Origin of the sequence: Cellulomonas sp. H30R-01, from assembly GCF_010119915.1 — a bacterium.
Taxonomy (GTDB): Bacteria; Actinomycetota; Actinomycetes; order Actinomycetales; family Cellulomonadaceae; genus Cellulomonas; species Cellulomonas algicola.
Genome location: NZ_CP048210.1, coordinates 3907255 through 3930444, shown reverse-complemented (window position 1 = coordinate 3930444; position 23190 = coordinate 3907255). Strand labels below are relative to the sequence as shown.

The window sequence follows — 23190 nt, the reverse complement described above, 5'->3', positions numbered from 1 at the left end:
CGTCGTCGTGTCGTGCGGGTCAGCGGAAGCGGCGGCCCTCGTCGCTGCGGTACGCCAGGGCCGCGAGGACGGCGAACAGCACGGTCCAGCCGACCAGCACCGGGACGGCCCACGCGTACGCGTCGTAGCCCGTGGTCGCCTGGACGGCGAGGTCGCGGGCCGCGCGCGACGGGAGCGCCTTCGAGATCGCGTCGAGCCACGTCGGGAACGCCTCGGGCGGCAGGAACAGCCCGCCCGCGAACGCCAGCGGGAACAGCGTCGCCTGGACGACGGCGATGGCGGCCTTCGACGACATGCGGTAGCCGATCGCGACGCCCAGCAGCAGGAACGGCACCGCGACGAGCGGCACCACCACGACCGCGGCGAGCGCCCGGCCGACGGGCAGGACGGCCTCGGTGAGCAGCGCGCCGATGAGCACGAGCGGCACGAGCGCGAGGTACGCCCACAGCACGCCGTTGAGCACGCGGCCCGCGAGCCGCGGACCCGCACCGGCGGGCAGGGTCCGCAGGTACGGGTCGAACGGGAGCGCGCGGTCCTCGGCGACGCCGACGCCGAACGTGAACAGGCACGTCGACATCACGGCGAACGTGCCGAGCTGCGTGACGGCGGCCGTCGCGACCAGCGGGTCCTCCGCGACGGCCCGCTGCGGCACGACGAAGAACAGCAGCGCGAGCGCGGGGAACAGCAGGTTGCCGAGCACCGCGATGGGGATGCGGACGGTCTCGATGAAGTTGAGCCGGGCGTGCAGCAGGGCGAGCGGCCAGAACGGTCGCACCCGCGCGACCGGTCGAGACGTGGCGGTCGTGGTCATCGGAGGGCCCCCTCGACGTCGTCACGGCGGGACCGGTCGGCCGCGCCCGGGTCGGCACCCGCCGCGCCGCCCCGCTCGGTGAGCGCGAGGAACGCCTCCTCGAGCGACGCGCCGCGGACCTCCAGGTCGGTGAACGGCGCGCCCGTGCCGACGAGCGCGCGGACGAACGCGTCGGCGTCCTCGGCGAGCACGGTCCAGCGGCGGCCGCCGGCGTGGTCGTCGGCCTGGGCGGTGTGCGCGCCCGGCAGGGCGCCCGGGTCGAGCGTCGACGCGGGCGGGAGCGTGAGCAGCACGCGTCGCAGCCCGACGAGCCCGATCACGGCCTGCAAGGTGTCGTCGGCGAGGATGCGCCCGCCGCCGACCACGACGACCCGCTCGGCGAGCGCCTCGACCTCCTCGAGGTAGTGGCTCGTGAGGACGACCGTCGCGCCGTCGGCGTGGTAGTCGCGCAGCGCCTGCCACAGGATGTGCCGCGCCTCGACGTCGAGGCCGGTGGTCGGCTCGTCGAGCAGGACGAGCCGCGGGCGTCCGACGAGCGCGAGCGCGACCGCGAGCCGGCGCTTCTGACCGCCCGACAGGCCGCCCGTCTGGCGCTTCACGAGGTCCGTCATGCCGAAGCGGCCCAGCACCTCCGCGCGCGACATCGGGTCGGGGTAGTGGCCGCCGACCAGGTCGACGACCTCGCCGACCGTGAGCGTCGAGGGCAGGCCCGTCTCCTGCGGCGTCGTGCCGAGGCCGATGCGGGAGGCCGCGTTCCGCGGGTCGCCGCCGAACAGCCGGACCGTGCCGCTGTCGGGCTTGCGCAGGCCGCTGACCAGGCTGAGCAGCGTCGTCTTGCCCGCGCCGTTCGGGCCGAGCAGGCCGACGAGCTCGCCGTGCTCGACCCCGAGGCTCACGTCGTCGAGCGCGGTCACCGCACCGAACCGGCGCGTCACGTGCTGGAGGTCGAGGACGGCGTTCACAGCCGCCCCCCGAGCAGGTCGCGCAGCGCGCGCGTGTACCGGGCGAGCGCGGCGCGCCCGGTGTCGCTGAGCTCCACGTAGGTCACCGGTGTCCGGCCCTCGTGGGTCTTGGTGATGGTCACGTACTCCGCCTCCTCGAGTCGGCGCAGATGGGTCGAGAGGTTGCCCGCGGTCATGTCGAGCAGCTGCTGCAGCCGCGGGAAGCTGATGCGGTCGCCGCGCGCGAGCGCGGAGAGCGCGGACACGACGCGCAGGCGCGCCTCGGTGTGGATGACGGGGTCGAGCGGGGCGTCAGGCACGGCGCCTCCGGCGACCCCGGACCGCCACGTACGTGCCGGCGACGAGCATCCCGCCCCCGCCGGCGAGCGACATCGTGAGGTAGGTGCCGGGCAGGCCGACGTGCGCGCTCGCGCCGCCGACGACGGCGATCCAGGCACCGAGCAGGTACATCGGCAGGTCGTCCCAGAGCGCTCCGCCGGCGAGGTAGAGGAGGCCGACGACGAGGGCCGCGAGCGCGTTGCCCGCGAGCGCGGACACCTCGGGGGGTGCGCCGGCGTCGGCGAGCGCGGTGACGATCAGCGCCTGGGTGACGAACCCGATCCCCCACGACCACCCGTACAGCGCCCCGGTCCGGGCGCTCGTGCCGACGAGCCCGCGGCTGCGGTGCAGGACGTGCCACAGCGTCCCGACCGTGCCGAGGACGCCGAGCGTGATCGCGACACCCGCGGCGAGCCCCGACGGCGTGCCGTCGTCGTTCGCGGAGAGCCACATGAGCCCGTACCCGACGAGCCACACCGTGCCCCAGAGCGAGAAGAGGAACGTCCCCGACGGGTAGGCGGCGACCGCGGAGCGTCGCCCGGCGGCGATGACCGCGAGCGCCTGTGCGGGGTCGAACGGCTCGTCGCCCCGGCCGCGCTCGGCGTCGCGCGGCTCGTCGCCCGCCCGGTCGCCGACGGTGCCGTCCGTGTCGCCAGTCATCGCCGCCCCCTCGGTCCACGCCGCTTCGTCCGACTTTGTCTCACAAAGTAGTTTGTGAGCCCGGCCGAACGCAAGAGTCGGCATCGACGTGCCGGCCGCCGCCGCGGTCTGGGCTGCACCGCGGTCAGGGCTGCAGGGTGGTCGATCCGGGCATTCCCCCGTTCGGGTGCCCGGCGCGCACGGGCCGGTTGCCCCGCGCTACTGTCTGCCACGCGCCCGACCTGGGCGCATTCGCACCGTTCCGGAGGTACGTCGTGAAGGTCAGGAAGAGGTCGGCCGTCGCGGCCGCCGCCGTCGCGCTGGTCATGGTCGGGGTCGCCGCGCCGGCGCAGGCCGCGGACTTCACCGTCTACTCCACGACGTACAAGTCGAGCGTCTACTACAACGACGCCAACAACACGCTGCGGCTGTGCGACGTCGTCGACCGCGATGGCGACGGCGCCCACATCAGCACCTCGCTCGGCCACTGGACGTGGGTCTACAACGGCTGCACGTGGATTCAGAACGTGCCCGACAACGTGCGGATGACCGTCGACGTGTGCGACTGGATCTACATGTCCTCCAACCGCAACCGCTGGTTCTGCCAGAGCGTCACGATCACGTCCTGACCGCGCTCGCGGCACCGCCCCGGCCGGCTCGTCCTGCGACGGGCCGGCCGGCGCGCACCCGGACCCTCGAGCACCGCCGCACGCCCCGGCGCGGCCGCGCGTCCCGGCACAGGCTGCTGTCAGCGCACGTCCAGGTGCGCGACCTAGGCTCGGACGCATGACGACGACGGCGCCCGGCGACGCGACGCCCGCCGACCCGGGGCGCACCGACGGCGCCGCAGGCTCCACCGTGACGTCGCCCCCCGACGACGACGCCCGCCCCCCGTTCGCCCCGCCGCCCGGTCCGCGCGCGGTCCGCCGTCGTCTGACCGCGGAGATCTGGATCGTCCTCGGCCTGTCGCTCGGCCGGTCCGGCGTCTACGCCGTGGTCGCGATCCTCGACCGCCTCACGCGCGAGGAGTCGCTCGGCAGCCAGACGGCGACGCTCAACCCGAGCCGCTCCCCCCGCCCGTGGCTCGACCTCACCTACCAGCTGCTGTCGATCGGGTTCGCGCTCGTCCCCGTCGCGCTCGCGCTGTACCTGCTGTCCGCCAACGGCCGCTCGGCGGTGCGCCGCATCGGGCTCGACGGCACCCGGCCGTGGCGCGACCTCGGCGTCGGCGCCGGGCTCGCGGCGCTCATCGGGGTCCCCGGACTCGGCCTCTACGCGGTCGGACGCCTGCTCGGCATCACGGTCGAGGTGCAGGCCGCGGCCCTGAACGCCGCCTGGTGGACCGTCCCCGTCCTCGTGCTGTCGGCACTGCAGAACGCGCTGCTCGAGGAGGTCATCGCCGTCGGGTACCTCATGGAGAGGCTGCGCGACCTGCGGTGGAGCGGCCCCGCGATCGTCGTCGCCAGCGCGCTGCTCCGCGGGTCGTACCACCTGTACCAGGGGTGGGGCGCGTTCGCGGGCAACGTCGTCATGGGGCTCGTGTTCGCGGAGTACTACCGCCGACGACGGCGGGTCATGCCGCTCGTCGTCGCGCACACGCTCATGGACGTGGTCGTGTTCGTCGGGTACGCGCTCGTGCCCGACGAGTGGCGGGACGCGCTGCTCCTGTCCTGACGCGCCCCGCCGCTCGCGGGCCCCGGCCGCCCGCTAGACGACCGCCGAACCGCGGCCGACCGCGCGCACGAACGACTTCGTGGCGAAGCCGCTGACGATGAGCACGACACCGCCCACGAACGCGAACAGGCCCAGCAGGACCATGACGACCGCGATCGTCTCCTGCGGGTTGATGAGCACGAGCAGCCCGAACAGGAACGACACGAGCCCGAACGTGAGCACCCAGTACCAGCCGATGTCCCGCGCCCGGTACAGGGTCACCGACGCGATGATCGCGAGGACGCCCAGCACCAGGATCCACAGCGAGATCAGGTAGAATACGACGGTCACGGACTTGTCCGGCCACACCATCGCGATCACGCCGAACGCGATCCCGACCAGGCCGGCGACCGCCCACCAGCCCGCACCCGGCTCCCTGCGGTTGCCGAGCCACATCCCCAGCGACAGCACGCCGTCGATGACGGCGAACACGCCCCAGATCCACATGAGCAGCGTCGCCGTGTCGATCGGTCGGACGAGCATCAGCAGACCCAGGACCAGCAGCACGGCTCCTCGCAGGACGGGGAGCCACCAGATCTTGCGCAGCGTCGTCTCGACCTCTGCGCCCACCTCGTCGACCACGTGACCTCCTCGGGCACACGCCCCGGGGCACCTCGCGGGACCGCACCCGCACGCCAACGGTGTCCCTCGTCGGCCACGCTAGACCCGGGCATCGGGACGAAGCGCGCCGAACACGCCCGCACCGGACACCCGGTCCCGTCCCACGTCACGTGCAAGCTCCCGGGCAGACGGGCCCCCGCTGCCTAGACTCGCCGGTATGTCGTCGACGCCGCCCTCGGGTCGTGCGGCCGCGGTCGACGCGGACCGCACGCGCGGCGGCGCGCCCGCCGGACCGACGGTCGACGACCACGGCGGCGACCCGGCGGACGCGCGCGTCGTCGTCGAGGACGTCCCGACCGTCCGGGTGCACCACCCGACCGACCTGCTGAACGCCGTGCTGGCCGCGGTGGGCGTGGTGCTGGTCCTGGCGCTCGCGCTCTACGCGCCGAACACGACGAGCGGCGTCGCGGAGGACGTGCAGGGGTTCGCGAGCCTGCTGCGGCGGATCCTGTTCATCCCCGTGCAGCTGCTCGAGGTCCTCGTCGCGCTCGTGATCCCGCTGGCCGTGCTCGCGGAGCTCGCGATCCGCCGGCTGGGCCGCCAGCTCCTCGAGGGCGTGACCGCGGCCGTCGTCGCCGTCGCGCTCAACGAGGCGCTGCGCTTCGTCATCGTCGAGTGGGGGTCCGAGGACCTCGCGACCGGCCTGTCGATCCGGGTCAGCGGTGACCTGGTCGTCTCGCTGCCGCCCGTGTTCGCGATGGTCGTCGCGCTGCTGACCGTCGCCGGTCCGCGAGGGCGGCGCCGCAGCGTCGACTGGTCGTGGAACGTCGTCTGGATCAGCGGCGCCGTGCTGCTCATCATCGGGCGCGTGTCGCTGCCCGGCCTCGTCGTGTCGCTGCTGATCGGGCGCGTCGCCGGCATGGTCGTCCGGTACGTCTCCGGGGTGCAGTCCGAGCGGGCGTACGGCACGAGCCTGCTCGACGGCATCCGGCGTGCCGGGTTCGAGCCCGCACGCCTGGCTCGCGTCGCCGACGACACGACCGACGCCGACGCGGCCCGCCTCGCCGAGCGTGAGGGCACGGACCCGGTCGAGCTCGACGGCTCTCCCGCGTCGCGGGCCCTCACCCGCTCGACGGGCCACCGCGTGTACGAGCTCACGACGACCTCCGGCGACGCGCTCGACGTGCTCGTCATCGACGGCGACCGGCAGGTCGTCGGTGGTCTCGAACGGCTGTGGCGGTCGATCCGCATGCGCGGCATCGAGGGCCGTTCCGTCGTGTCGCTGCGGCAGGCGACGAGCCGGGCCGCCCTCCAGGCCTACGCCGCACGCGCCGCCGGCGTCCGGACCCCGCAGCTGCTGTCGATCGCCGAGGCCGAGGACTCGATGCTCCTCGTGCAGGAGCGACCCGGCCGGGCCGTGCCGCTCGCCGACCTGCCGCCCGAGCGGCTCACCGACGACCTGCTGCGGGAGATCTGGGCGCAGCTCCAGCTCGCGCACGCTGCCGGCGTCGCGCACCGCGCGCTGACCAGCGACGTCGTCCTCGTCGACGACCTCGTCGGCCAGCCCGTCGTGTGGGTGGTCGGGTGGGAGCAGGGCGACGTCGCGTCGTCGGACCTCGCACGCCGCATGGACGTCACCCAGCTCGTCGCGCTGCTCGCGCTGCGCGTGGGTGCGAACCGCGCGCTCGAGTCGGCCGCCGCCGTCCTCCCCGAGTCCGACCTCGCCGCCGTCGGCCCGCTGCTCCAGACCATCACGCTGCCGCGCGAGACCCGCGAGGAGATGCGCGCGCACAAGCAGGTGCTCGCCGACCTGCGCACCGCCCTCGTCGCGCGTCTGCCCGAGGCGTCGGTCGAGCCCGAGCAGCTCGTCCGGTTCGGTGCGCGCACCGTCGTGACGATCCTGCTGACCGTCGTCGCGATCTTCGCGATCCTCGCGACGATCAACGTCGAGGAGATCGGCGACGCCCTCGCCAAGAGCGACTGGCGCTGGTCCGTCCTCGCGTTCGCGCTCGGCATGAGCACCCTGGTCACCGCCGCGCTCGCGTTCGTCGCGTTCTCCCCGGTGCGGCTGCCCGTCTGGCGCGCGACGCTCGTCCAGACGGCCGCGACCTTCGTCGCCCTCGCCGCGCCGGCAGGCATCGGCCCCGCGGCGCTCAACCTCCGGATGCTCACCAAGCGCGGCGTGTCGACCACGCTGTCCGCCGCGACCGTCGCCCTCGTGCAGGTCAGTCAGTTCATCGTGACGCTCGTCCTGCTCCTCGGGCTCACGATCATCTCCGGCCGGAGCGAGTCGCAGCTGCCGATCTCGGGCGCGATGCTCGTCGCCATCGGCATCGTGGCCGCGCTCGTGGGCGCGTCCCTGCTGGTGCCGCCCGTGCGGCAGTGGGTGCTCGCGAAGTCGCTGCCGACCCTGCAGCGCACCTGGCCCCGCCTCATCGAGGTCCTCGGCCAGCCCTGGCGGCTTGCGCTCGCGGTCGGCGGCAACCTCGCGATGACCCTCGGCTACATCCTCGCGTTCGACGCGTGCCTCCAGGCCCTCAACCAGGACGCGAGCCTCATCCAGGTCGCGCTCGTCTACCTCGCGGGCAACACCGCGGGTGCGCTCGTGCCGACGCCGGGCGGCATGGGAGCCGTCGAGTTCGCCCTCGCGACGACCCTCGCGGGCGTCACCGGGATGAACCTCGGTGTCGCGACGTCGATCGCGGTCCTGTTCCGGGCCCTCACCTACTGGCTGCGCATCCCGTTCGGGTGGGCCGCGATGCGGTTCCTGCAACGCAGCGGCGAGCTCTGACGGGCTGCGTGAGCTCCTCGGGCGTGCCGGCGCCCTGGTCGAGCGGGGCCTGGGCCTCCGTGACGTGCGCGGCCGGCGACTTCCCGACGACCTCGCGCACCCGCCCGCCGTCCGCCCGAGCACGCGAACGGCCGGCCCCGGGCTGAGCCGGGACCGGCCGTTCGTGCGGTGGGGTCGTCGTCAGGCGGCGAGGTAGTCGCGCTGCGCCGGGACGAGCTCCAGAGTGTGCTGCCGCTCCGCGAGTGCCGCCCATGCCTGCAGGCGCGAGGCCGGGAGGACGAAGGGGGTGGCTGCCTCGGAGGGGTCGACGGAGAACCCGCGCTGGTCCATGTCATCTTCCTGTCTGTTCGGTAGCCCGGCTGACCTCGTGGGTCCCGTGGCTTTGCGTCCCCCCCTTGCGGAGGGTTTGCCGTTTCGCTGACAAGTCCGACATTAGAGCAACATGAGACGAGAAGGGAAGCGCTACCAGTCACCAGTTTCGTACGGCCGTCCAATTCACCCGGTCGGCGCACACCAAAGGCCTCTTCCGCATGAAGACGCGGCTCGGCACGTGTCACCGCGGCCCGTCGTCCACGATCCGGAAGGCCAGCTGCGTCTCCCAGCGGCTCATGTCGGGCTCGACGCGCGGGTCCGTCAACATCAGCTCAAGTCGACAGCCCCACGCCTCGCCGCCCTCCACCGGCCACCTGTCCCACGCCTCGCCGTGCGCCTCCGCCCACGCCAGCACGTCCGCGGTCACCTGGACCAGCTCGTCCGGATGACCCACGTGCGTCGTGACCACGTAGCGGCCCGCGGGCAGCACGTCGGGCGTCACGTCCCCGTCCGCCTGCGCGACGGGCTCGTCGAGCGGCAGCCCCGCCTCGACCAGGAGCTCACGCTCCATGTCGATCACCCGGTACCGGAAGAACGGCGGACCGGTGGGCGTCAGCGAGTGCGCCTCCGCCCACGCGAACAGGTCGTCGAAACGACCGGCCAGCGACGCGAGCGACGCGGTCGTCACGCGCGCGGCGATCCCCACGTACGGCACCTCGGGCCGCTCGACGACCACGGGCTCCGCGCGTCGACGCTCCATGCGCCGAGCGTAGGGCGACGCCCGTCACCGCGCCGCACGACCGCGGGGTCGGTGCGTTCACGCGTGACGCCCTGCTCAGTGCGTCCCCGTGCGGCTCACGACGGGTCGAGCGCGTCCCCGCAGAGCGCCGCGCGCACGGACGCCGTGCCGACCCCCGCCTCCCACGACCCGCCGGCCCCGGCCGCACCCAGCACGTGCCGCGGTACCGGGAGGACCAGACCGCCGAGCACCTGGCCGTCGTCCGGGACGAGCGTCCCGCCGCGCACCGTGCCGCCCAGCTCGGCCACGACGTCCCCCGACGCGTCGCTGACCCGCACGCTCAGCCGCGTCCCGTCGGGCGCCTCCTCCTGGTCGGCGACGACCCACGTCACGGTCGCGTCGGCGGGACCACCGACCTGCCGCGTCACCCCGAGCCGGGTCTGCCGTGCGACCTCCGGGACGCGCAGCTCGACCGAGGCGATCGGCGGGTCCTCCCCCATCGCCCGGTCCGCGAACCCGCACGTGCGGTCCGACGCCGGTGTCACCGCTGTCGACTGCACGGCCGCGAGCGCGACCGCCGCGACGCAGAGCGCGGCGGCACCGGCCGTCGTCGCGACCGCACCACGGCGTGCGGCACGCGCCCGCGGGCCGTCCACGGCGGAGCCCCGGCGACGACCCCGAGACCCGTCCCGTCGGGCGACGTCGCGGCCCGCTCGCACGTCGGTGCCGCACAGGGAGTCCGCGAACGTCCGGCGCTCCGAGTCCCACAGCGGTCGCACGAAGCCGACGAGCAGCAGCACGTCGAGCACGTGCGCGGCCGCCCGGACCAGCGTCCGCACGGGGCCCAGCGGCCGGCCGTCCGCGCGCCCGACCACGACGACGCCCACGACCCGCTTGCCCGGAGTCGCACCGGTCCACGCCTGCAGCGCGAGCAGCACCAGCCACGTCACGCCGACCGACACCAGGACGCCGACGCCCGGGACGGGGTTCGTGCCGCCCAGCACGACCGACCACTCCCACGGCCACCCGCCCGGTCCGACGACGAGGAACGTCACCGCGCCGACCACGGACGCGTCGAGCGCGAGCGCCACCGCGCGCCGCCACCAGGGCGCGAACGACCGCGGGTCGACGTCCTCGTGGACGTCGTCGGGCACGTCCACGGCGGCTGTCACGCCGAGCATCCTGGCAGGACGGTGCGGTCACGATCGGGTGAAATGCCGGATCCTGTGGACGGCGACGTCGGCGGTCAGACGGCTGCGGCGGGCCCCTGCGCATCTGCCCGGAGCGCCGTCGTGCGCAGCCCGGGGGACGGCGTGCGCGCGGACGGGCGCGTCAGGTGCGCGACGGCGTGCGCGCGGACGGGCGCGTCAGGTGCGCGACGTCGTGCGCGCGCCGGACGCGTCAGGCGGGCGGGGGCGGCGGCGGGGTCGGGGACTCGTCGCGGAGGCGGGGCTCGGTGCGGCGGGACGGCGTGTGGCCGGCCTTGTCGGCGTAGAACGCGCGGATCTCGTCCATGTCGGCGCGCACGTCGCCGGTCAGCGTGAGCGTCGGGCCCAGTCCGGTCGTGCGCGTCGTGCGGTCGACGTAGCCGAGCGTCACGGGCAGGTCGGTCGCGCGGGCGATGCGGTAGAAGCCCGACTTCCACCCGTCGCCGCGGCGCGTGCCCTCGGGCGTGACGACCAGGTAGAACCGCTCGCCGCCGCCCAGCCGGGCGACGATCTCGTCGACGAGGCCGGCCGGGTCGCGCCGGTCCACGGGGATGCCGCCGAGCGCGCGCATGAGCGGGCCGGCGACGCCGCGGAACAGCGTGTGCTTGCCGAGCCAGCGGAACGTCAGGTCCGCCTCGCCCGCGATGGCCAGCATGAGGACGAAGTCCCAGTTCGACGTGTGCGGCGCGCCGATGAGCAGGCCGGCACCGTCCGCCGGGACGCGCTCGGTGCGCAGCGTCCAGCGGCTGACCCGCCAGTACGCGCGCGCGAGCGAGCGGCGGACGCTCACGAACCCGCCACCGCGTCGGCGGTCGCGCCGGGCACGTCGGGCACGTCGGGCACGTCGACCACACCGGTCGCACCCGCCTGCGCGCGCACCGCCGCGAGCAGGCGCGCGACGATCTCCTCGCCGCCCGCGACGCCCGCACGGCGCGTCACCGTGAGGTGCGGGGTCTGCCAGCCGGCCTCGTGCAGCTCGCCGTGGGCCGGGCGGAACGCCCGGTCGGCGGCCACGAGCAGGTCGGCGTCGAGCAGCGAGTCGCCGGCCGCGAACGTGAGGTCGGCGCCGACGCGCTGCGCGACCTCGGCGACCGCGGCGGACTTCGTGAGCGGGGCGGGCACGCAGTACACCTTGCGCCCCTGCAACGACACCGTCCACCCACGCTCCGCGCACCACGCGGTGAGCTCGTCGACGAACGTCGGCGGCAGCTGCTCACGGTGGACGACGAGGTACGTGAACAGGTCCTCGGCGACGCGGTGCTTGCGGACCCACGGCTGCTCCGCGACGACGCGCAGGTGCTCGACGACCTCCGCGAGCGGCGCGCACTCCCCCAGCCGCGCGTGCACGGTCGCCGACCAGTCGGCGCACGGCTCGCCGTCGACGAGGATGTGCCCGCCGTTCGACGTCACCGCGTACCGCGGACCCGGCTCGGGGAAGCGGACACGCGCGTACTGCTTGCGGGTGCGCGTCGTCGTCGGGACGAACCACGCCGCCTCGACGAGGTCGCCGATCATCTCCTCCGCGTCACGCGTCCAGAACGACACAGGCTCACCCTCGAACACCTCCGCGACCGTCATCGCGGGTGCCTGCTCGTCGTCGCCGCCGAGCCGCAGCGCCGCCGCCGAGTAGATGAGCGTCCGGTCCAGGTCGCACGCGACCACCACGGCGCTCACGCGTCGGCCCGCACGGTCAGGCCGTCGGCGCCCGTCGCGCCGGCGGTGAACCGCGGGTGGATCAGACCCACGCACGAGTAGGGCAGGTCGGCGACGGTCTCCACGGGTACTCCTCGTTCGGCGGCCAGGTGCCGGACGTGCGCGACGTCGGCGGGGTCGACGTCGGGTCGGACGAGGACACGCCACGGTACGCGCCGCAGCAGCACGCGCGTCGTCTCGCCCACGCCCGGCTTCACGAGGTTCACGTCCCCGATGCCGTACGCCTCGACGATCCGCTCGACGGCAGCCCAGCCCGCCCAGTCGACGTCCTGGTGCGCGGCAGCCAGGTCGCGCCAGTCCCGCTCGACGGCGTCGCGGACGTCGCCGAACCGCGCCTCGACAGCGTCGAGGAAGCGACCCGACACGTCCGCGGGCGCGAGGTCCGCGTAGAACTTCGCGCCGTGGAACTGGTCGGGGCCGATGAGGTCGCGGTTGAGCACCGTGCGCGACACCAGACCCGACACCGTGGAGTTCAGGCACGCCGACGGGACCAGGAAGTCGTCCCGCGTCCCCGCGAGCCGCACGCAGCGGCCGGGGTCCGCGAGCACCGCGAGGTCCCGGGGGAACGCGACGCCCGTGCGTCGCCCGTGGTCGGCCAGCGCCGCACCGAGCTCGCGCGCGATCGCACCCTTGCCCGTCCAGCCGTCGACGAACACCACCGACGCCGGGTCGTGGTGCACCGCGAGGAACCGCAGCGCGACGTCGTCGATCCCGCGGCCGCGCACGATCGACACCGCGTGGTGCGGCAGGTCGAGGCCGTGCACCAGGCGTGCCCAGCGGCGGACCAGGATGCCGACCGGGGTGCCCGCGCGGGCCAGCGACACGAGCGTCGCGCCGTCGCCGCGCGCCGCCAGGATCTGCTCCGCGACGACGCCGACGGCGTGCGCGAGCCGCTCCGCGCCCGCCTCGAGCGCCTCGTCGAACAGCCGCACGTACGCCGCGCTCGGCTGGTACTCGACCGGGAGCGACTCCGCGTAGTGCGCGCCGCCCGACTGCACGGCCTCCTCGCGCTCCTCGACCGGCGCCTCGAGCGCGACGCCCGACAGGTCCGTGAGCAGCCACGTCACCTCGTCGGGCGCGTACGACCCGAACGCGGGGCCGCGGAGCGGGGCGGGCAGCGCAGCCGCGTCCGGACCGGCCGGACCGGGCCGTGCGTCGTCGTCGGGACGTGTCCCGACGACGGACCCGACGCCCGCGGCGGGGCGCGCGTCGCCTCCCGGGCCGGCGCTCGTGGTCGCGCCCGCCCGGACGGCGGTCGCGCGCCGGGCCGCGGAGCCCGGGAGCACCACGAGCAGGACGTCGCCGGTGTGCGCGGCGAGCTCGTCCAGCAGCCCGGCCGGTGCGGTCAGCGCCGGGGTGTCGCCCGGGGCGTCGGTCACCACCACGACGGCGTCGAACCGGTCGCCGGGCGTGGTCGGCGCGACGTTGTACGCGAAGCGGCGGTGGCCCGGAGCACCGGGCGCCGCGTCGGCGGGGTCGTCGTGCGCGGGGAAGGTCAGCGACGACCGGATCGCGTACGCGGCGTCGTCGACGGCCAGGACCGGCGAGCGCGTCGTCGTCGAGAAGCGCACCTCGGTCGTGCCGTCGAGAGCGACCGCCAGCGACTCCGCGAGCCGCAGCGGCGCGTCCATGAGCTCCTCGGTCCCCAGGACCAGGACCCGGCCGCCCGCGTCGAGCGCCGGTGACGAGCCACCCGCGAGCGCGTCACGCAGCGCCGCCGTGCACGCCGGGAGCGCGACGTCGAGCGCGCGACGGTCGTCGGCGTCGACGCCGTGCCGCGCCGTCTCGGGCAGCGCGGCGGGCCACCCGACGTCGACGCGGCGGACCGGCGCGTGGCCCGGTCGCCCGGCGGTCGCGGCAGGTGCGCCGTCGTCGTCGCCGCGCGCCTCGGTGCCGCTCGCGTCGTCCTGGCGCGCCGCGTCCGCGTGAGCGTCGGAGGGCGTTGCTGCGGCGGCGCGCGGGACGGCGACGGCGGCATCGACCTCCGCGACGAGCGCGGCGCCGCGGGTCACCACGTCGTCCGGGGCATCGACCCGGCCCGCGACCAGCGCGACGACGTCGATGCGCACGCCCAGCCGGTCCGCGAGCGCCGCGGCACGGGCGCGGTCGTCGTCGGTGCGCAGGTCGACGAGCGTCGCGACGACGTACCGGTCCCGCGCGGCGAGCCGGTGCACGGCCTCGATCGTGTGCAGCGCGGTCGTGCCCGTGGACAGCTCGTCGTCGACGAGCACGAGGGGGGCGGCCGACGCGAGCAGCGCGGGGTCGGCCGGGAGCAGCAGGTGCGTCGTCGCGTGCGAGTGGTCCTCCTCGAACGCGCCGACCGACGGCACGCCCGCGACGGGTCGCCGCGTCGAGTGCAGGTACGGCGCACCGCCGAGCGCGTCGGCGACCGCGTGGCCCAGGGCCGTCGCCGTCTCCGCGTACCCGAGCACCACGGCCGACGCGGGCACGTCCGCGACCAGGTCGGCGACGACGCCGGTGAGGAGCGTGGGCGCGACGGGGTCGCCGTCGAGGGCGTCCCGCAGGACGGCGCCCGCGCTCAGGAGCCGCTCGTCGAGGTCCGCGCCCGCGTCGGTCGCCTCGACCGGCGGCGGCTCGACGAGCGACCGCGCCGCGAGCGCACCCAGCAGCAGGCCCGCGCCGCGGACCACGCGCGGGTCCGTCGGGACGTGCTTGCCGAGCACGCGCGACACGAGCAGGTGCGCACGGCGCGGGTTGCGGCGCACCGCCAGCCCGACGAGGTCCGTCAGGTCGAGGCCGACTGCCGAACCGGTCGTGCGCAGGGTGAGGTCGAGCCGGTCCGACACCCACGCGCCGGTCCACGTCCCGGCCGAGGCACCGGTGGACGCGCCGGTCCGGAGCGCGTCGACGGGCGCCGTCACGCGCGTCCCGCCGTCGCGGCCAGCAGGTCGACGAGTCCGACGTCCTCCGCGGCGACGCCGAAGGCCCGCGCGCGCAGGATCGTCCGCTCGGCCCAGGACAGGTGCGGCTTCGACTCGTTCATCTTGTTGCCGTAGCGCGACGCGGAGACACCGGACCGGCCGGCCGCCTCCAGGACGTCGGTCGCGTCGGCGTACTCCTCGTGCGTGACGACGGACAGGGCGTGGACCACGGGCACGTGGCTCGGGTGGATGACGGTCTTGCCGGTGAGGCCGTTGACCTTGTCGAGCACGACCTCGCGGATGAGCCCGTCGAGGTCGCGCGTGATGAGGTCGGCGCGCAGCCGGTTCGCGTCGTGCTGGTCGAACGGCGTGTGCCGCAGCTGCGGCTTGAACAGCCGCTCGTCGCTGCTGAAGTACTCCCACACGGGCCCGGTGACCACGAACCCGGTGCCGTCCGTGCGGCCCAGGACGTTGATCACGTCGGTGAGCACGCCCGCGACGAGCCGCACGTCCCAGATCGTCAGGTCCCGCCCGCGCCGGATGCCGTACACGCTGCACAGGTCGGTCGCGCCGGTACGGACCGCGAGGACCGACGAGCGGTGCTTGTCGAGCAGCCGCTGCACGCCGAGCAGCGCGTCCTCGCGCGTCTCGCGGTGGATGATCTCGGGCGACTCGATGACGGGCATCGCGAGCAGCCGGACGCCCGCGCTCGCGGAGGTGTCGTCGACCGCGTCGAGGAACGCGGCGCCGTGCGTCTCGGTGAACTTCGGCAGCACGAAGCCCGACAGGATGCGCGCGTCGTCGCCGAGGGCCGTGACGATCGCCGGGATCTGCTCGGGGTTGCGCACGCGCACGAACACGAACGGCGCGGCGGCCTCGTCGCGGGCGAGCTCGCGGAGCTGCGCGACGACGTTGCGCTCGGCCTCCGGGACGTCCGCGTCGGCGACCGCGTCCTCGAGGCACACGACCGAGCTCACCGCACCGGCTGCGGCGCGTCGCACCAGGTCACGGGCCAGCTGCGGCCGCGTGCCGGGCATGTAGAGCGTCGCGCCCAGGGCCACCGCGAGCAACGCCGGCGGGCACGAGCGGCCCAGCGCCTCGGGCGGCCGGGAGAACAGGCGCTCGACGTCCTCGTCGGGCAGGTGCGAGAAGTGGCGCGCGCTCACGCGGCGCCCGGTCCCGGGGGTGTGGTGACCTGCATGTCGACTCCGTCCGTCTGCGGCCCGCCGTGGGGTGGTGCGGGGCGCGCGCACACGGTAGCCCAGCGGTGCTGCGCGCACCGCGCGTCCAGGTGAACGTCCGGTGCACGCCGTGGGTTCCGCCGCCGCCGACAGCGGTCGCGCCGCCCACCCGACCGGCCCGTCCTCGCGCCGGGTGTCACCATCGCGGCCCCGACGCCGTCGACCCGGGCCTGGTGACCGGTGCGGTGCCCTGAGCGGTACCCAGCCCCGGGTCGCGCCGGTCGAGCGTGGGTCGTGCGGTGGCGCGGGGCGCCGGTCGAGCATGGGTCGTGCGGTGGCGCGGGGCGTCGGTCCGTCGTGGACGCCGCGGTCAGGTGAGGGGGGTCCAGGGGTCGACCCACGTGATCGACGTGAAGCCGTACGCCAGGCACGCGTCGCGGAAGGTGCCGTGGACCAGCTCGTCCTCCGCGCGCAGCACGAGCTCGCCCGCGACCTGCGTGATCGACAGCGCGACGAGCACGCCCGACGCGGGCTCACGGTCGAGCGCGACGTCGACGCGCCCGCCGTCCGCCGTCTCGACGAGCAGCGCCCCGCCCCACCGGAGCGTCCCCCCGGACGGCGAGAAGGCGAGCACGACGAGCCGCTCGAGCCGCCGGACCTGCCGCAGGTCGAGGCGCAGGACGTCACCGTGGTCCCGCGCGGCGACGACGACGTAGCGCGAGGTGCCGACCGGCGCGACGGACAGCCCGCGCGCCTCGTCGAGCACCGACGACTCCCCCGTCGCGAGCCGGTACGCCGCCGCGAGCCGCAGGTCGCCGATGTGCTCCGACACCGCCGCCCGGACGGTCAGCACACCGATCCCGGACTGGAGGCGGTCGAGCGTGAGCGTCGGGCGGTCGTCGGTGAGCGACGCGCGCCCACCCGGTGCCAGCCGGTCGGGCGCGTAGCCGAGCACGAGGTCGCCGGCCGCCGCGGACGGACGCGGGCGCACCGGTCGCGACGCCGCCGTGGGGGTCGTCGCGCCGGACAGGTCGAGCGACGCGCCTGCCGGCGCCGACGACCCACGCGCGGGCGACGACAGGTCCAGCGACGTCCCGGACGCGGACGCCGGCGCCGACGGGCGCGCGGACGACGGCAGGTCCAGCGACGTCCCGGACGACGACGACGGCGACAGGTCGAGCGACGTCCCACCCGCCGGCGCGGAGGAGGGTGCGGACAGGTCGAGCGACGTGCCCTGCGACGCGGACGGTCGCGGAGCGGGAGACGCCGGCACGGCCGGCGCAGGAGCGGCAGGCCGCGCGGGCGTCGCGGACGGACGCGAGAGGTCGAGCGACGTCTCGGGCGCGGACGTCCCACGGGCGGGTCGGGCACCCGACGACGTCCCACCCGGGGCGGGACGAGCCGGGGCGTCCGGGTGCAGGCGCCGGCGCCGCAGCCAGGGCAGGTCGTGCCGCGGCGGTGCGCCCGCCGGACCGACGCCGACGCCGCTCACGACCGCAGGCCGTGGTCGCGCAGGATGCCCGCGATCCCGTCGGCGTACCCCTGCCCGACGACCTTGAACTTCCAGTGCGGGCCGTTGCGGTAGAGCTCGGCGAGCACCAGGCCGGTCTCGGTCGACAGCGCGGGCGCGAGGTTCTCGGACACGACGAGCTCGTCGTCCCCGGCGAGGTCGAGCACGCGGACGCGCGCCTCGCGCAGCTGGCCGAGCGAGCGCCGGTGGCCCAGGCCCTCGTTGATGTAGGCGACGACGACGATGCGCGACACCTCGGGCGGCACGTCGCGCAGGTCGACCTCGATCTGCTCGAGGTCGCCGGAGGAGCGCGCCTTCTCGAGCTGCGCGACGGACAGGTCGGGCGACGTGAGCTGGTTGAAGAACACGACGTGCTCGCGCGACAGGAGCTGGGTCGCGTCGTCGCACAGCAGGGTCGCGACGACGAGGTTGTCGACGAGCACCGTCTCGGGCGACGCGAGCGCGACGCCGACGACGACGCCCGTGAGGTGCGGGATCTCGCGCGTGAGGTTGGCGTTGCCGCCGCGGGGCATGGGTCGGGCTGCCATCAGAGGTCTGCTCACAGGTCCAGGTCGGAGCGGGCGAACTTCGTACGGAGGAACGAGCCCTGCGTCATGAGGGCGTCGGCGTCCTGGTGCTGCACGGCGTCGAGGGTGGCCGCGACGGACGTCGTGAGGGTGTCGATCTGGATCATCAGCGCCTGCGTCGGCGTCACGCCGCTCCCCCGCGGGACGTCGCGCAGCGACTCGTCGACGGCGAGGTACGAGCGCAGCGTCGTCGGCAGGTAGTCCGTCGCGGTGCCCTGCACGGACATCACGGCGTACACGTCGAGCGGGCGCACCTCGGAGGTGTCGACGACCTCGCGCAGCAGGTCGGTCAGGCGGCGCGCGTTGACGACGGCTGCGACGGGCAGGTCGCCCGACCGGGAGTTGACCAGGCGGACGACCTCGGCGACGGCACGGCGCAGCTCGGCGGGGCTGTCGCCGGACGCGACCGGCGGCTGCACGACGGCGACGGGCTCGTCGCGGTCGCGCAGCCGCTGCCAGAACCCCCGGCGGCGACCGCCGCTCTCAGGACTCGAGCTCACGCCGGCGGGTGCGCTCCAGGTACGGCTGGGCGCGCTGGATCTGGCCCTCGAGGGCGGTGACGGTCTGCGCCATGGAGTCGACGGCCTGCGCGCGGAAGGTGTCGAGCGCGTCCATCGTCTGGAAGACGTTGTCGAACGCGGCCTGCAGCTTCGCGACGTCGAGCGTCGCCTCGGACGCCTGCTGGTTGATCGCCGCGCCCTGGATCTTGAGCTGCTCGGACGTCGACTCGATGAGGTTCGAGGTGACGGTGTTGAGCGCCGTGATCTGGTCGAGCACGAGCTTCTGGCGCGAGAGCGCCTGCGCGACGATGACGGCGGTCCGCAGCGCGGCGACGGTCGTGGTCTGCGCGCGGTCGACGCCCTTGATGAGCTCGAGGTTGTTGCGGCGGACCAGGTCGAGCGCCATGTAGCCCTGCACGGACACGGCCATCTGCGTCATGAAGTCCTGGCGGCGCTGGCGGACGGGGAACAGCGCGTCGGCACGCACGGCGTCGGCGTCCTCCTGGCGACCCGCGGCCTCGAGCTGCGCGATCTTCTCGACGAGCGCGTCGTCGAGCGCGGACGCGAGCGAGTTGTACTCGGCGAGGCGGCCCATCGCGGCCCAGAGGTTCGCCTTCTCGGTCTCGATGGCCGCGTTGTCCTTGCGGAGCTCGTCCTGGCCGGACGCGAGCGCCTTGATGATCGCGTCGAGGTGCTGCTGCGCCGACTGGTACTTGGCGAAGTACTGGTCGATCTTCGAGCCGCCCGGGATCCACTTGAGGACCTTCTTGGCGCCCGTGAGGTCGGCCCGGTTCGGGTCGAGGTCCGTCACGGTGTTGCGCAGGTCGACGAGCGTGTTCGCCACGCGCGTCTGGGCGTCGCCGGTGTTCTTGCCCTTCACGATCGCGGCCGGGCGGTCGAGCATGCGGCTCGACACCGTCGCGGCGGCGCGCATGTCCTGCTCGCCCATCGAGGTGATCGACGCGACCTTCTGGCTGAACGCGGGCGACTTGGCGTCGATCGCGGTGAGCTCGGCGACGAACGCGTTCGCCTTCGTCCGCAGCTCGACCTGCTTCGCGTCCTCGAGGGGAACCGCCCCGACGGCCTGCTCCTCCTTGACCACGACGACCGCGGCGGGCGGCGTGAGGACGAGCGCACCGGGCGCCGGCGCCGCAGGGGCGGGGGCGGTGGGCGTCGACCCGAGGTCGAGCTCGGACATGGGGAGACCTCCAGGCAGGGCGTTCGGGCGGGTGGCCCGGCGCCGCCGGGCACGGGAACGACTCTAGGACGCGGCGGGGGTGCGTGTGCTCGTCCGGCCGGGCGGATCCTCCTGCGGACCGACGTCGTGGCCCGGTCCGCGTGGATAGCATCGCTCGGAACCCCGGCGCCGGAACGGTCGTTGGGATCGTCCGACGGGCGGGAGAGCCGCTCCCCCCGGTCCGCGAAGGAGGAGCACGTGTCTCTCAGCCTCACCAAGGGCGGGAACGTCAGCCTGACGAAGGCGGCGCCCGGGCTGACCGCGGTCGTCGTCGGTCTCGGCTGGGACCTGCGCACGACGACCGGCGACGACTTCGACCTCGACGCCTCGGCGATCGTGGTCGGCGCCGACGGCAAGGTCCTCTCGGACAAGCACTTCGTCTTCTTCAACAACCTCACGAGCGCCGACGGCTCCGTGCAGCACCTCGGCGACAACCTCACGGGTGAGGGCGAGGGCGACGACGAGCAGCTCAAGGTCAACCTCGCCGGTGTGCCGGCCGAGGCCGACAAGATCGTCTTCCCCGTCTCGATCTACGACGCCGACAACCGCCGTCAGACGTTCGGCCAGGTGCGCAACGCGTTCATCCGCGTCGTGAACCAGGCGGACAACAGCGAGCTCGCGCGCTACGACCTGTCGGAGGACGCCTCGACCGAGACCGCGATGGTCTTCGGCGAGCTGTACCGCAACGGCGAGGAGTGGAAGTTCCGCGCGGTCGGTCAGGGCTACGCGTCCGGCCTGGCGGGCATCGCCCGCGACTTCGGCGTCGGCGTCTGATGGGCGTCGTCCTCGCCAAGGGCGGCAACGTCTCCCTGACGAAGGAGGCGCCGAACCTCACGAAGGCGCTCGTCGGGCTCGGCTGGGACGTCCGCACGACGACGGGTGCCGGGTTCGACCTCGACGCCAGCGCGCTGCTCGTGGGCGCGAACGGCAAGGTCCTGTCGGACGCGCACTTCGTCTTCTACAACAACCTCACCAGCCCGGACGGGTCCGTGACGCACACGGGCGACAACCGCACGGGCGAGGGTGACGGGGACGACGAGGCGATCGTGCTCGACCTGGCCGCGGTGCCGGCCGACGTGCAGCGGATCGTCTTCCCCGTCTCGATCTACGACGCGCCCGCGCGGCAGCAGAGCTTCGGGCAGGTGCGCAACGCGTTCATCCGCGTCGTCGACCAGTCCGACGGCAACGAGCTCGCGCGGTACGACCTCTCCGAGGACGCCTCCACCGAGACGGCGATGATCTTCGGCGAGATCTACCGCAACGGTGCCGAGTGGAAGTTCCGCGCGGTCGGCCAGGGCTACGACACGGGCCTGGCGGGCATCGCGACCGACTTCGGCGTCCAGATCGGCTGAACCGTCGCACGGCCGGCCGCGGTCGCTCCTAGACTGCGGTCGGCCCTGCAGCGGTCACCCCACCCCTTCACGAGATCGAGAGTCCCGTGTTCTTCCGCATCTTCGGCTGGTCGCTCGCCGTCACGATCGTGTCGCTCGTCGTCGCGTTCTTCTACGGCGGCTGGAACGCCTTCGTGCTGTGCCTCATCCTCGGCGTCCTCGAGGTGTCGCTGTCCTTCGACAACGCGGTCGTCAACGCGAAGATCCTGGAGCGGATGAGCCCGTTCTGGCAGCGGATCTTCCTCACCGTCGGCATCGCGATCGCCGTCTTCGGCATGCGGCTCGTCTTCCCGCTGCTCATCGTGGGCATCACCGCGAACCTCAACCCGGTCGAGGCGATCTCGCTCGCGATGGAGAAGGGCGACCCGCACGAGCCCGGCACCTACGGGTACCTGCTCAACGAGGCACACCCGCAGATCGCGGCGTTCGGCGGGATGTTCCTGCTCATGCTCTTCCTCGACTTCATCTTCGAGGACCGCGAGATCACCTGGCTGTCCTGGCTCGAGAAGCCCCTCGCGAAGATCGGCAAGCTCGACCAGCTGTCCGTCGTCGTCGGTGGCATCGCGCTCGTCCTCGCGGCCGAGCTGCTCGCGGACGACCCGGCGATCGTCATGGTCTCCGGCGTGCTCGGCATGATCACGTACATCGCGGTCAACGGTCTGGGCTCGCTCTTCAACGTGCCCGACGCGGCCGACGACGAGGCGCCCGCCGAGGCCGAGGCCGTCGCGGACAAGGCCGTCGCCGAGAAGTCCGGCCGCTCCGGCCCGACCGAGCTCGCGAAGGCCACCGGCAAGGCCGGCTTCTTCCTGTTCCTCTACCTCGAGGTCCTCGACGCGTCGTTCTCGTTCGACGGCGTCATCGGCGCCTTCGCGATCACGCCCGACCCGATCATCATCGCCCTGGGCCTCGGCTTCATCGGCGCGATGTTCGTCCGGTCGATCACCGTGTTCCTCGTCCGCAAGGGCACGCTGTCCGAGTACGTCTACCTCGAGCACGGCGCGCACTGGGCGATCGGTGCCCTCGCCGGGATCCTGCTGGTCAGCATCGGCTTCCACGTCGACGAGATCATCACGGGCCTCGTGGGCGTCGCGTTCATCGGTGCCGCGTTCGCCGCGTCGGTCCGCCGCAACCGCCGGGAGCGCGCCGCGCGCCCGGACAGCTCGGAGGGCGACCGTGAGCCGCAGCTGACGTCGACCCCCTGACCTCCTGACCCACCCGCCCCGTCGAAAGGCCGCACGTGTCCGTCAACCTCACCAAGGGCCAGACCGTCTCGCTCACCAAGTCCGACGGCGGCACCCTGACGCAGGTCCGCATGGGCCTCGGCTGGGACGCCATCAAGGTCAAGGGCCTGTTCGGGCGCGCGAAGGAGAAGTCGGTCGACCTCGACGCCTCGGCGCTGCTGTTCGACGCGAACGGTGCGCTCGTCGACCAGGTGTGGTTCAGCCAGCTGTCGAGCAAGGACGGCGCGGTGCAGCACACCGGCGACAACCGGACGGGTGCGGGCGACGGCGACGACGAGTCGATCCGCGTCGCGCTCACCGGCGTGAACCCGGCGGTCACGACGCTCGTGTTCGTCGTGAACAGCTACACCGGCGAGACGTTCGCGCAGATCGAGAACGCGTTCTGCCGCCTGATCGACGAGACGACCGGCCAGGAGGTCGCCCGCTACGACCTGTCGGGCTCGGGCCCGCACACCGCGCAGATCATGGCGAAGGTGACGCGCGCCGGCGCCGGCTGGAGCATGACGGCGCTCGGCGTCCGCACCAGCGGCCGCACGATCAAGGACATGCTGCCCGCGGTCTCCCAGGTCCTCTGACCGACCACCCACAGCGCCCGAGGGCGGGTCACCTTCCGGGGTGACCCGCCCTCGGGCGTCGTCCCAGCCACTGGCGGCAGCCTTCGTCGAGCGGACGGAGAGGACGTCCTCACCCGTCACGCCGGTACCCGTCGTCCACTCGCTGAGGCCGCTGACGAGGACCCGGTTGCGGGCGGACGACGCCTCGCGCAGCACCACCGCGAGCAGGTACGCCTCCAGGCTGAGGCCGTCGCTCCGTGCCCGCGCCGCCAGCACGTCCCGCACGTCCTCGGGAACGTCATCGATCCGCAGCGTCACCACGTCGGCAGTCTGCCTCGGC

General features: G+C 74.1%; 23 protein-coding genes and 1 riboswitch. Of the genes, 7 read left to right on the top strand and 16 right to left on the bottom strand.

Annotated features, from left to right (window positions below; all coding sequences use genetic code 11):
- Positions 1-19 precede the first annotated feature (19 nt).
- Genes GXP71_RS17520 through GXP71_RS17505 form a run of 4 tightly spaced genes read right to left on the bottom strand, consistent with a single transcriptional unit; the run spans position 20 to position 2751 of the window.
- The gene (locus GXP71_RS17520) at positions 20-811 is read right to left on the bottom strand and encodes an ABC transporter permease (protein ID WP_162353703.1); all 792 of its coding nucleotides are present in this window, start codon (positions 809-811) and stop codon (positions 20-22) included.
- Positions 808-1773 (bottom strand): ABC transporter ATP-binding protein, encoded by a 966-nt coding sequence (locus GXP71_RS17515; protein ID WP_162353702.1) that lies wholly within the window; start codon positions 1771-1773, stop codon positions 808-810. The genes GXP71_RS17520 and GXP71_RS17515 overlap by 4 nt, the downstream gene beginning before the upstream one ends.
- Positions 1770-2072 (bottom strand): transcriptional regulator, encoded by a 303-nt coding sequence (locus tag GXP71_RS17510; protein ID WP_162353701.1) that lies wholly within the window; start codon positions 2070-2072, stop codon positions 1770-1772. The genes GXP71_RS17515 and GXP71_RS17510 overlap by 4 nt, the downstream gene beginning before the upstream one ends.
- Positions 2065-2751 carry a hypothetical protein gene (locus GXP71_RS17505; protein WP_202924280.1) on the bottom strand — a complete coding sequence of 229 codons (687 nt, stop codon included), beginning with the start codon at positions 2749-2751 and terminating at the stop codon, positions 2065-2067. Before GXP71_RS17505 ends, GXP71_RS17510 begins: the two co-directional genes overlap by 8 nt.
- A gap of 254 nt (positions 2752-3005) precedes the next feature.
- Between GXP71_RS17505 and GXP71_RS17500 the strand changes: the two genes are divergently transcribed.
- Both GXP71_RS17500 and GXP71_RS17495 read left to right on the top strand, forming a co-directional pair.
- The gene (locus tag GXP71_RS17500; RefSeq protein ID WP_162353700.1) at positions 3006-3359 is read left to right on the top strand and encodes a hypothetical protein; all 354 of its coding nucleotides are present in this window, start codon (positions 3006-3008) and stop codon (positions 3357-3359) included.
- A gap of 157 nt (positions 3360-3516) precedes the next feature.
- Positions 3517-4404 (top strand): CPBP family intramembrane glutamic endopeptidase, encoded by an 888-nt coding sequence (locus GXP71_RS17495; RefSeq protein ID WP_162353699.1) that lies wholly within the window; start codon positions 3517-3519, stop codon positions 4402-4404.
- Between the two features lie 33 nt (positions 4405-4437).
- Here GXP71_RS17495 and GXP71_RS17490 read toward each other — a convergent pair whose 3' ends face one another.
- Positions 4438-5025, bottom strand: a complete 588-nt coding sequence (locus GXP71_RS17490) for an HdeD family acid-resistance protein (protein ID WP_162353698.1) — start codon at positions 5023-5025, stop codon at positions 4438-4440.
- A 196-nt stretch (positions 5026-5221) separates the two neighbouring features.
- Here GXP71_RS17490 and GXP71_RS17485 point away from each other — a divergent pair, with 196 nt between their 5' ends.
- Entirely contained in the window at positions 5222-7795 is a 2574-nt protein-coding gene (locus GXP71_RS17485; RefSeq protein ID WP_162353697.1) for a lysylphosphatidylglycerol synthase transmembrane domain-containing protein, read from the top strand.
- 180 nt (positions 7796-7975) lie between these two features.
- Here the strand turns inward: GXP71_RS17485 and GXP71_RS17480 are convergent, their stop codons facing one another.
- The 11 genes from GXP71_RS17480 to GXP71_RS17430 all read right to left on the bottom strand — a co-directional run bounded on the left by GXP71_RS17480 (position 7976) and on the right by GXP71_RS17430 (position 19625).
- Complete coding sequence (locus tag GXP71_RS17480; RefSeq protein WP_160142783.1) at positions 7976-8125, bottom strand: hypothetical protein; 150 nt, start codon at positions 8123-8125, stop codon at positions 7976-7978.
- Positions 8126-8141: 16 nt separating this feature from the next.
- Positions 8142-8216, bottom strand: a riboswitch (cyclic di-GMP riboswitch).
- Between the two features lie 132 nt (positions 8217-8348).
- The gene (locus GXP71_RS17475) at positions 8349-8867 is read right to left on the bottom strand and encodes a GyrI-like domain-containing protein (RefSeq protein ID WP_162353696.1); all 519 of its coding nucleotides are present in this window, start codon (positions 8865-8867) and stop codon (positions 8349-8351) included.
- 95 nt (positions 8868-8962) lie between these two features.
- Positions 8963-10018 carry an RDD family protein gene (locus GXP71_RS17470; protein WP_162353695.1) on the bottom strand — a complete coding sequence of 352 codons (1056 nt, stop codon included), beginning with the start codon at positions 10016-10018 and terminating at the stop codon, positions 8963-8965.
- Between the two features lie 229 nt (positions 10019-10247).
- A complete protein-coding gene (locus tag GXP71_RS17465; RefSeq protein WP_162353694.1) occupies positions 10248-10844 on the bottom strand; it encodes a 1-acyl-sn-glycerol-3-phosphate acyltransferase in 597 nt (198 codons plus the stop codon).
- A complete protein-coding gene (locus GXP71_RS17460; RefSeq protein WP_238402480.1) occupies positions 10841-11728 on the bottom strand; it encodes an HAD family hydrolase in 888 nt (295 codons plus the stop codon). The genes GXP71_RS17465 and GXP71_RS17460 overlap by 4 nt, the downstream gene beginning before the upstream one ends.
- On the bottom strand, positions 11725-14649 hold the full coding sequence (locus tag GXP71_RS17455; RefSeq protein ID WP_162353693.1) for a phosphoribosyltransferase: 2925 nt from the start codon (positions 14647-14649) through the stop codon (positions 11725-11727). The genes GXP71_RS17460 and GXP71_RS17455 overlap by 4 nt, the downstream gene beginning before the upstream one ends.
- A complete protein-coding gene (locus GXP71_RS17450; RefSeq protein WP_162353692.1) occupies positions 14646-15815 on the bottom strand; it encodes an HpcH/HpaI aldolase/citrate lyase family protein in 1170 nt (389 codons plus the stop codon). The genes GXP71_RS17455 and GXP71_RS17450 overlap by 4 nt, the downstream gene beginning before the upstream one ends.
- Positions 15816-16200: 385 nt before the next feature.
- A complete protein-coding gene (locus GXP71_RS17445; RefSeq protein ID WP_162353691.1) occupies positions 16201-17103 on the bottom strand; it encodes a hypothetical protein in 903 nt (300 codons plus the stop codon).
- Positions 17104-17318: 215 nt separating this feature from the next.
- Positions 17319-17888 (bottom strand): TerD family protein, encoded by a 570-nt coding sequence (locus GXP71_RS17440; protein WP_162353690.1) that lies wholly within the window; start codon positions 17886-17888, stop codon positions 17319-17321.
- A gap of 11 nt (positions 17889-17899) precedes the next feature.
- The gene (locus GXP71_RS17435; RefSeq protein ID WP_162353689.1) at positions 17900-18427 is read right to left on the bottom strand and encodes a hypothetical protein; all 528 of its coding nucleotides are present in this window, start codon (positions 18425-18427) and stop codon (positions 17900-17902) included.
- Positions 18411-19625 carry a toxic anion resistance protein gene (locus tag GXP71_RS17430; protein ID WP_124344310.1) on the bottom strand — a complete coding sequence of 405 codons (1215 nt, stop codon included), beginning with the start codon at positions 19623-19625 and terminating at the stop codon, positions 18411-18413. Before GXP71_RS17430 ends, GXP71_RS17435 begins: the two co-directional genes overlap by 17 nt.
- A gap of 237 nt (positions 19626-19862) precedes the next feature.
- Here GXP71_RS17430 and GXP71_RS17425 point away from each other — a divergent pair, with 237 nt between their 5' ends.
- The 4 genes from GXP71_RS17425 (at position 19863) to GXP71_RS17410 (ending at position 22871) form a co-directional block, all read left to right on the top strand.
- Positions 19863-20438 (top strand): TerD family protein, encoded by a 576-nt coding sequence (locus GXP71_RS17425; RefSeq protein WP_124344309.1) that lies wholly within the window; start codon positions 19863-19865, stop codon positions 20436-20438.
- Positions 20435-21016 carry a TerD family protein gene (locus tag GXP71_RS17420; RefSeq protein ID WP_370521019.1) on the top strand — a complete coding sequence of 194 codons (582 nt, stop codon included), beginning with the start codon at positions 20435-20437 and terminating at the stop codon, positions 21014-21016. Before GXP71_RS17425 ends, GXP71_RS17420 begins: the two co-directional genes overlap by 4 nt.
- 86 nt (positions 21017-21102) lie before the next feature.
- Positions 21103-22257, top strand: coding sequence for a DUF475 domain-containing protein (locus GXP71_RS17415; RefSeq protein WP_162353688.1), 1155 nt, complete (start codon positions 21103-21105; stop codon positions 22255-22257).
- 35 nt (positions 22258-22292) lie between these two features.
- Entirely contained in the window at positions 22293-22871 is a 579-nt protein-coding gene (locus GXP71_RS17410; RefSeq protein WP_162353687.1) for a TerD family protein, read from the top strand.
- Positions 22872-23190: the final 319 nt, after the last annotated feature.

What these genes read in the sequence shown, in the direction of transcription:
- GXP71_RS17520 (WP_162353703.1), bottom strand. Translation starts at nt 811, where the DNA reads ATGACCACGACCGCCACGTCTCGACCGGTCGCGCGGGTGCGACCGTTC.
- GXP71_RS17505 (WP_202924280.1), bottom strand. Translation starts at nt 2,751, where the DNA reads ATGACTGGCGACACGGACGGCACCGTCGGCGACCGGGCGGGCGACGAG.
- GXP71_RS17495 (WP_162353699.1), top strand. Translation starts at nt 3,517, where the DNA reads ATGACGACGACGGCGCCCGGCGACGCGACGCCCGCCGACCCGGGGCGC.
- GXP71_RS17485 (WP_162353697.1), top strand. Translation starts at nt 5,222, where the DNA reads ATGTCGTCGACGCCGCCCTCGGGTCGTGCGGCCGCGGTCGACGCGGAC.
- GXP71_RS17480 (WP_160142783.1), bottom strand. Translation starts at nt 8,125, where the DNA reads ATGGACCAGCGCGGGTTCTCCGTCGACCCCTCCGAGGCAGCCACCCCC.
- GXP71_RS17475 (WP_162353696.1), bottom strand. Translation starts at nt 8,867, where the DNA reads ATGGAGCGTCGACGCGCGGAGCCCGTGGTCGTCGAGCGGCCCGAGGTG.
- GXP71_RS17440 (WP_162353690.1), bottom strand. Translation starts at nt 17,888, where the DNA reads ATGGCAGCCCGACCCATGCCCCGCGGCGGCAACGCCAACCTCACGCGC.
- GXP71_RS17430 (WP_124344310.1), bottom strand. Translation starts at nt 19,625, where the DNA reads ATGTCCGAGCTCGACCTCGGGTCGACGCCCACCGCCCCCGCCCCTGCG.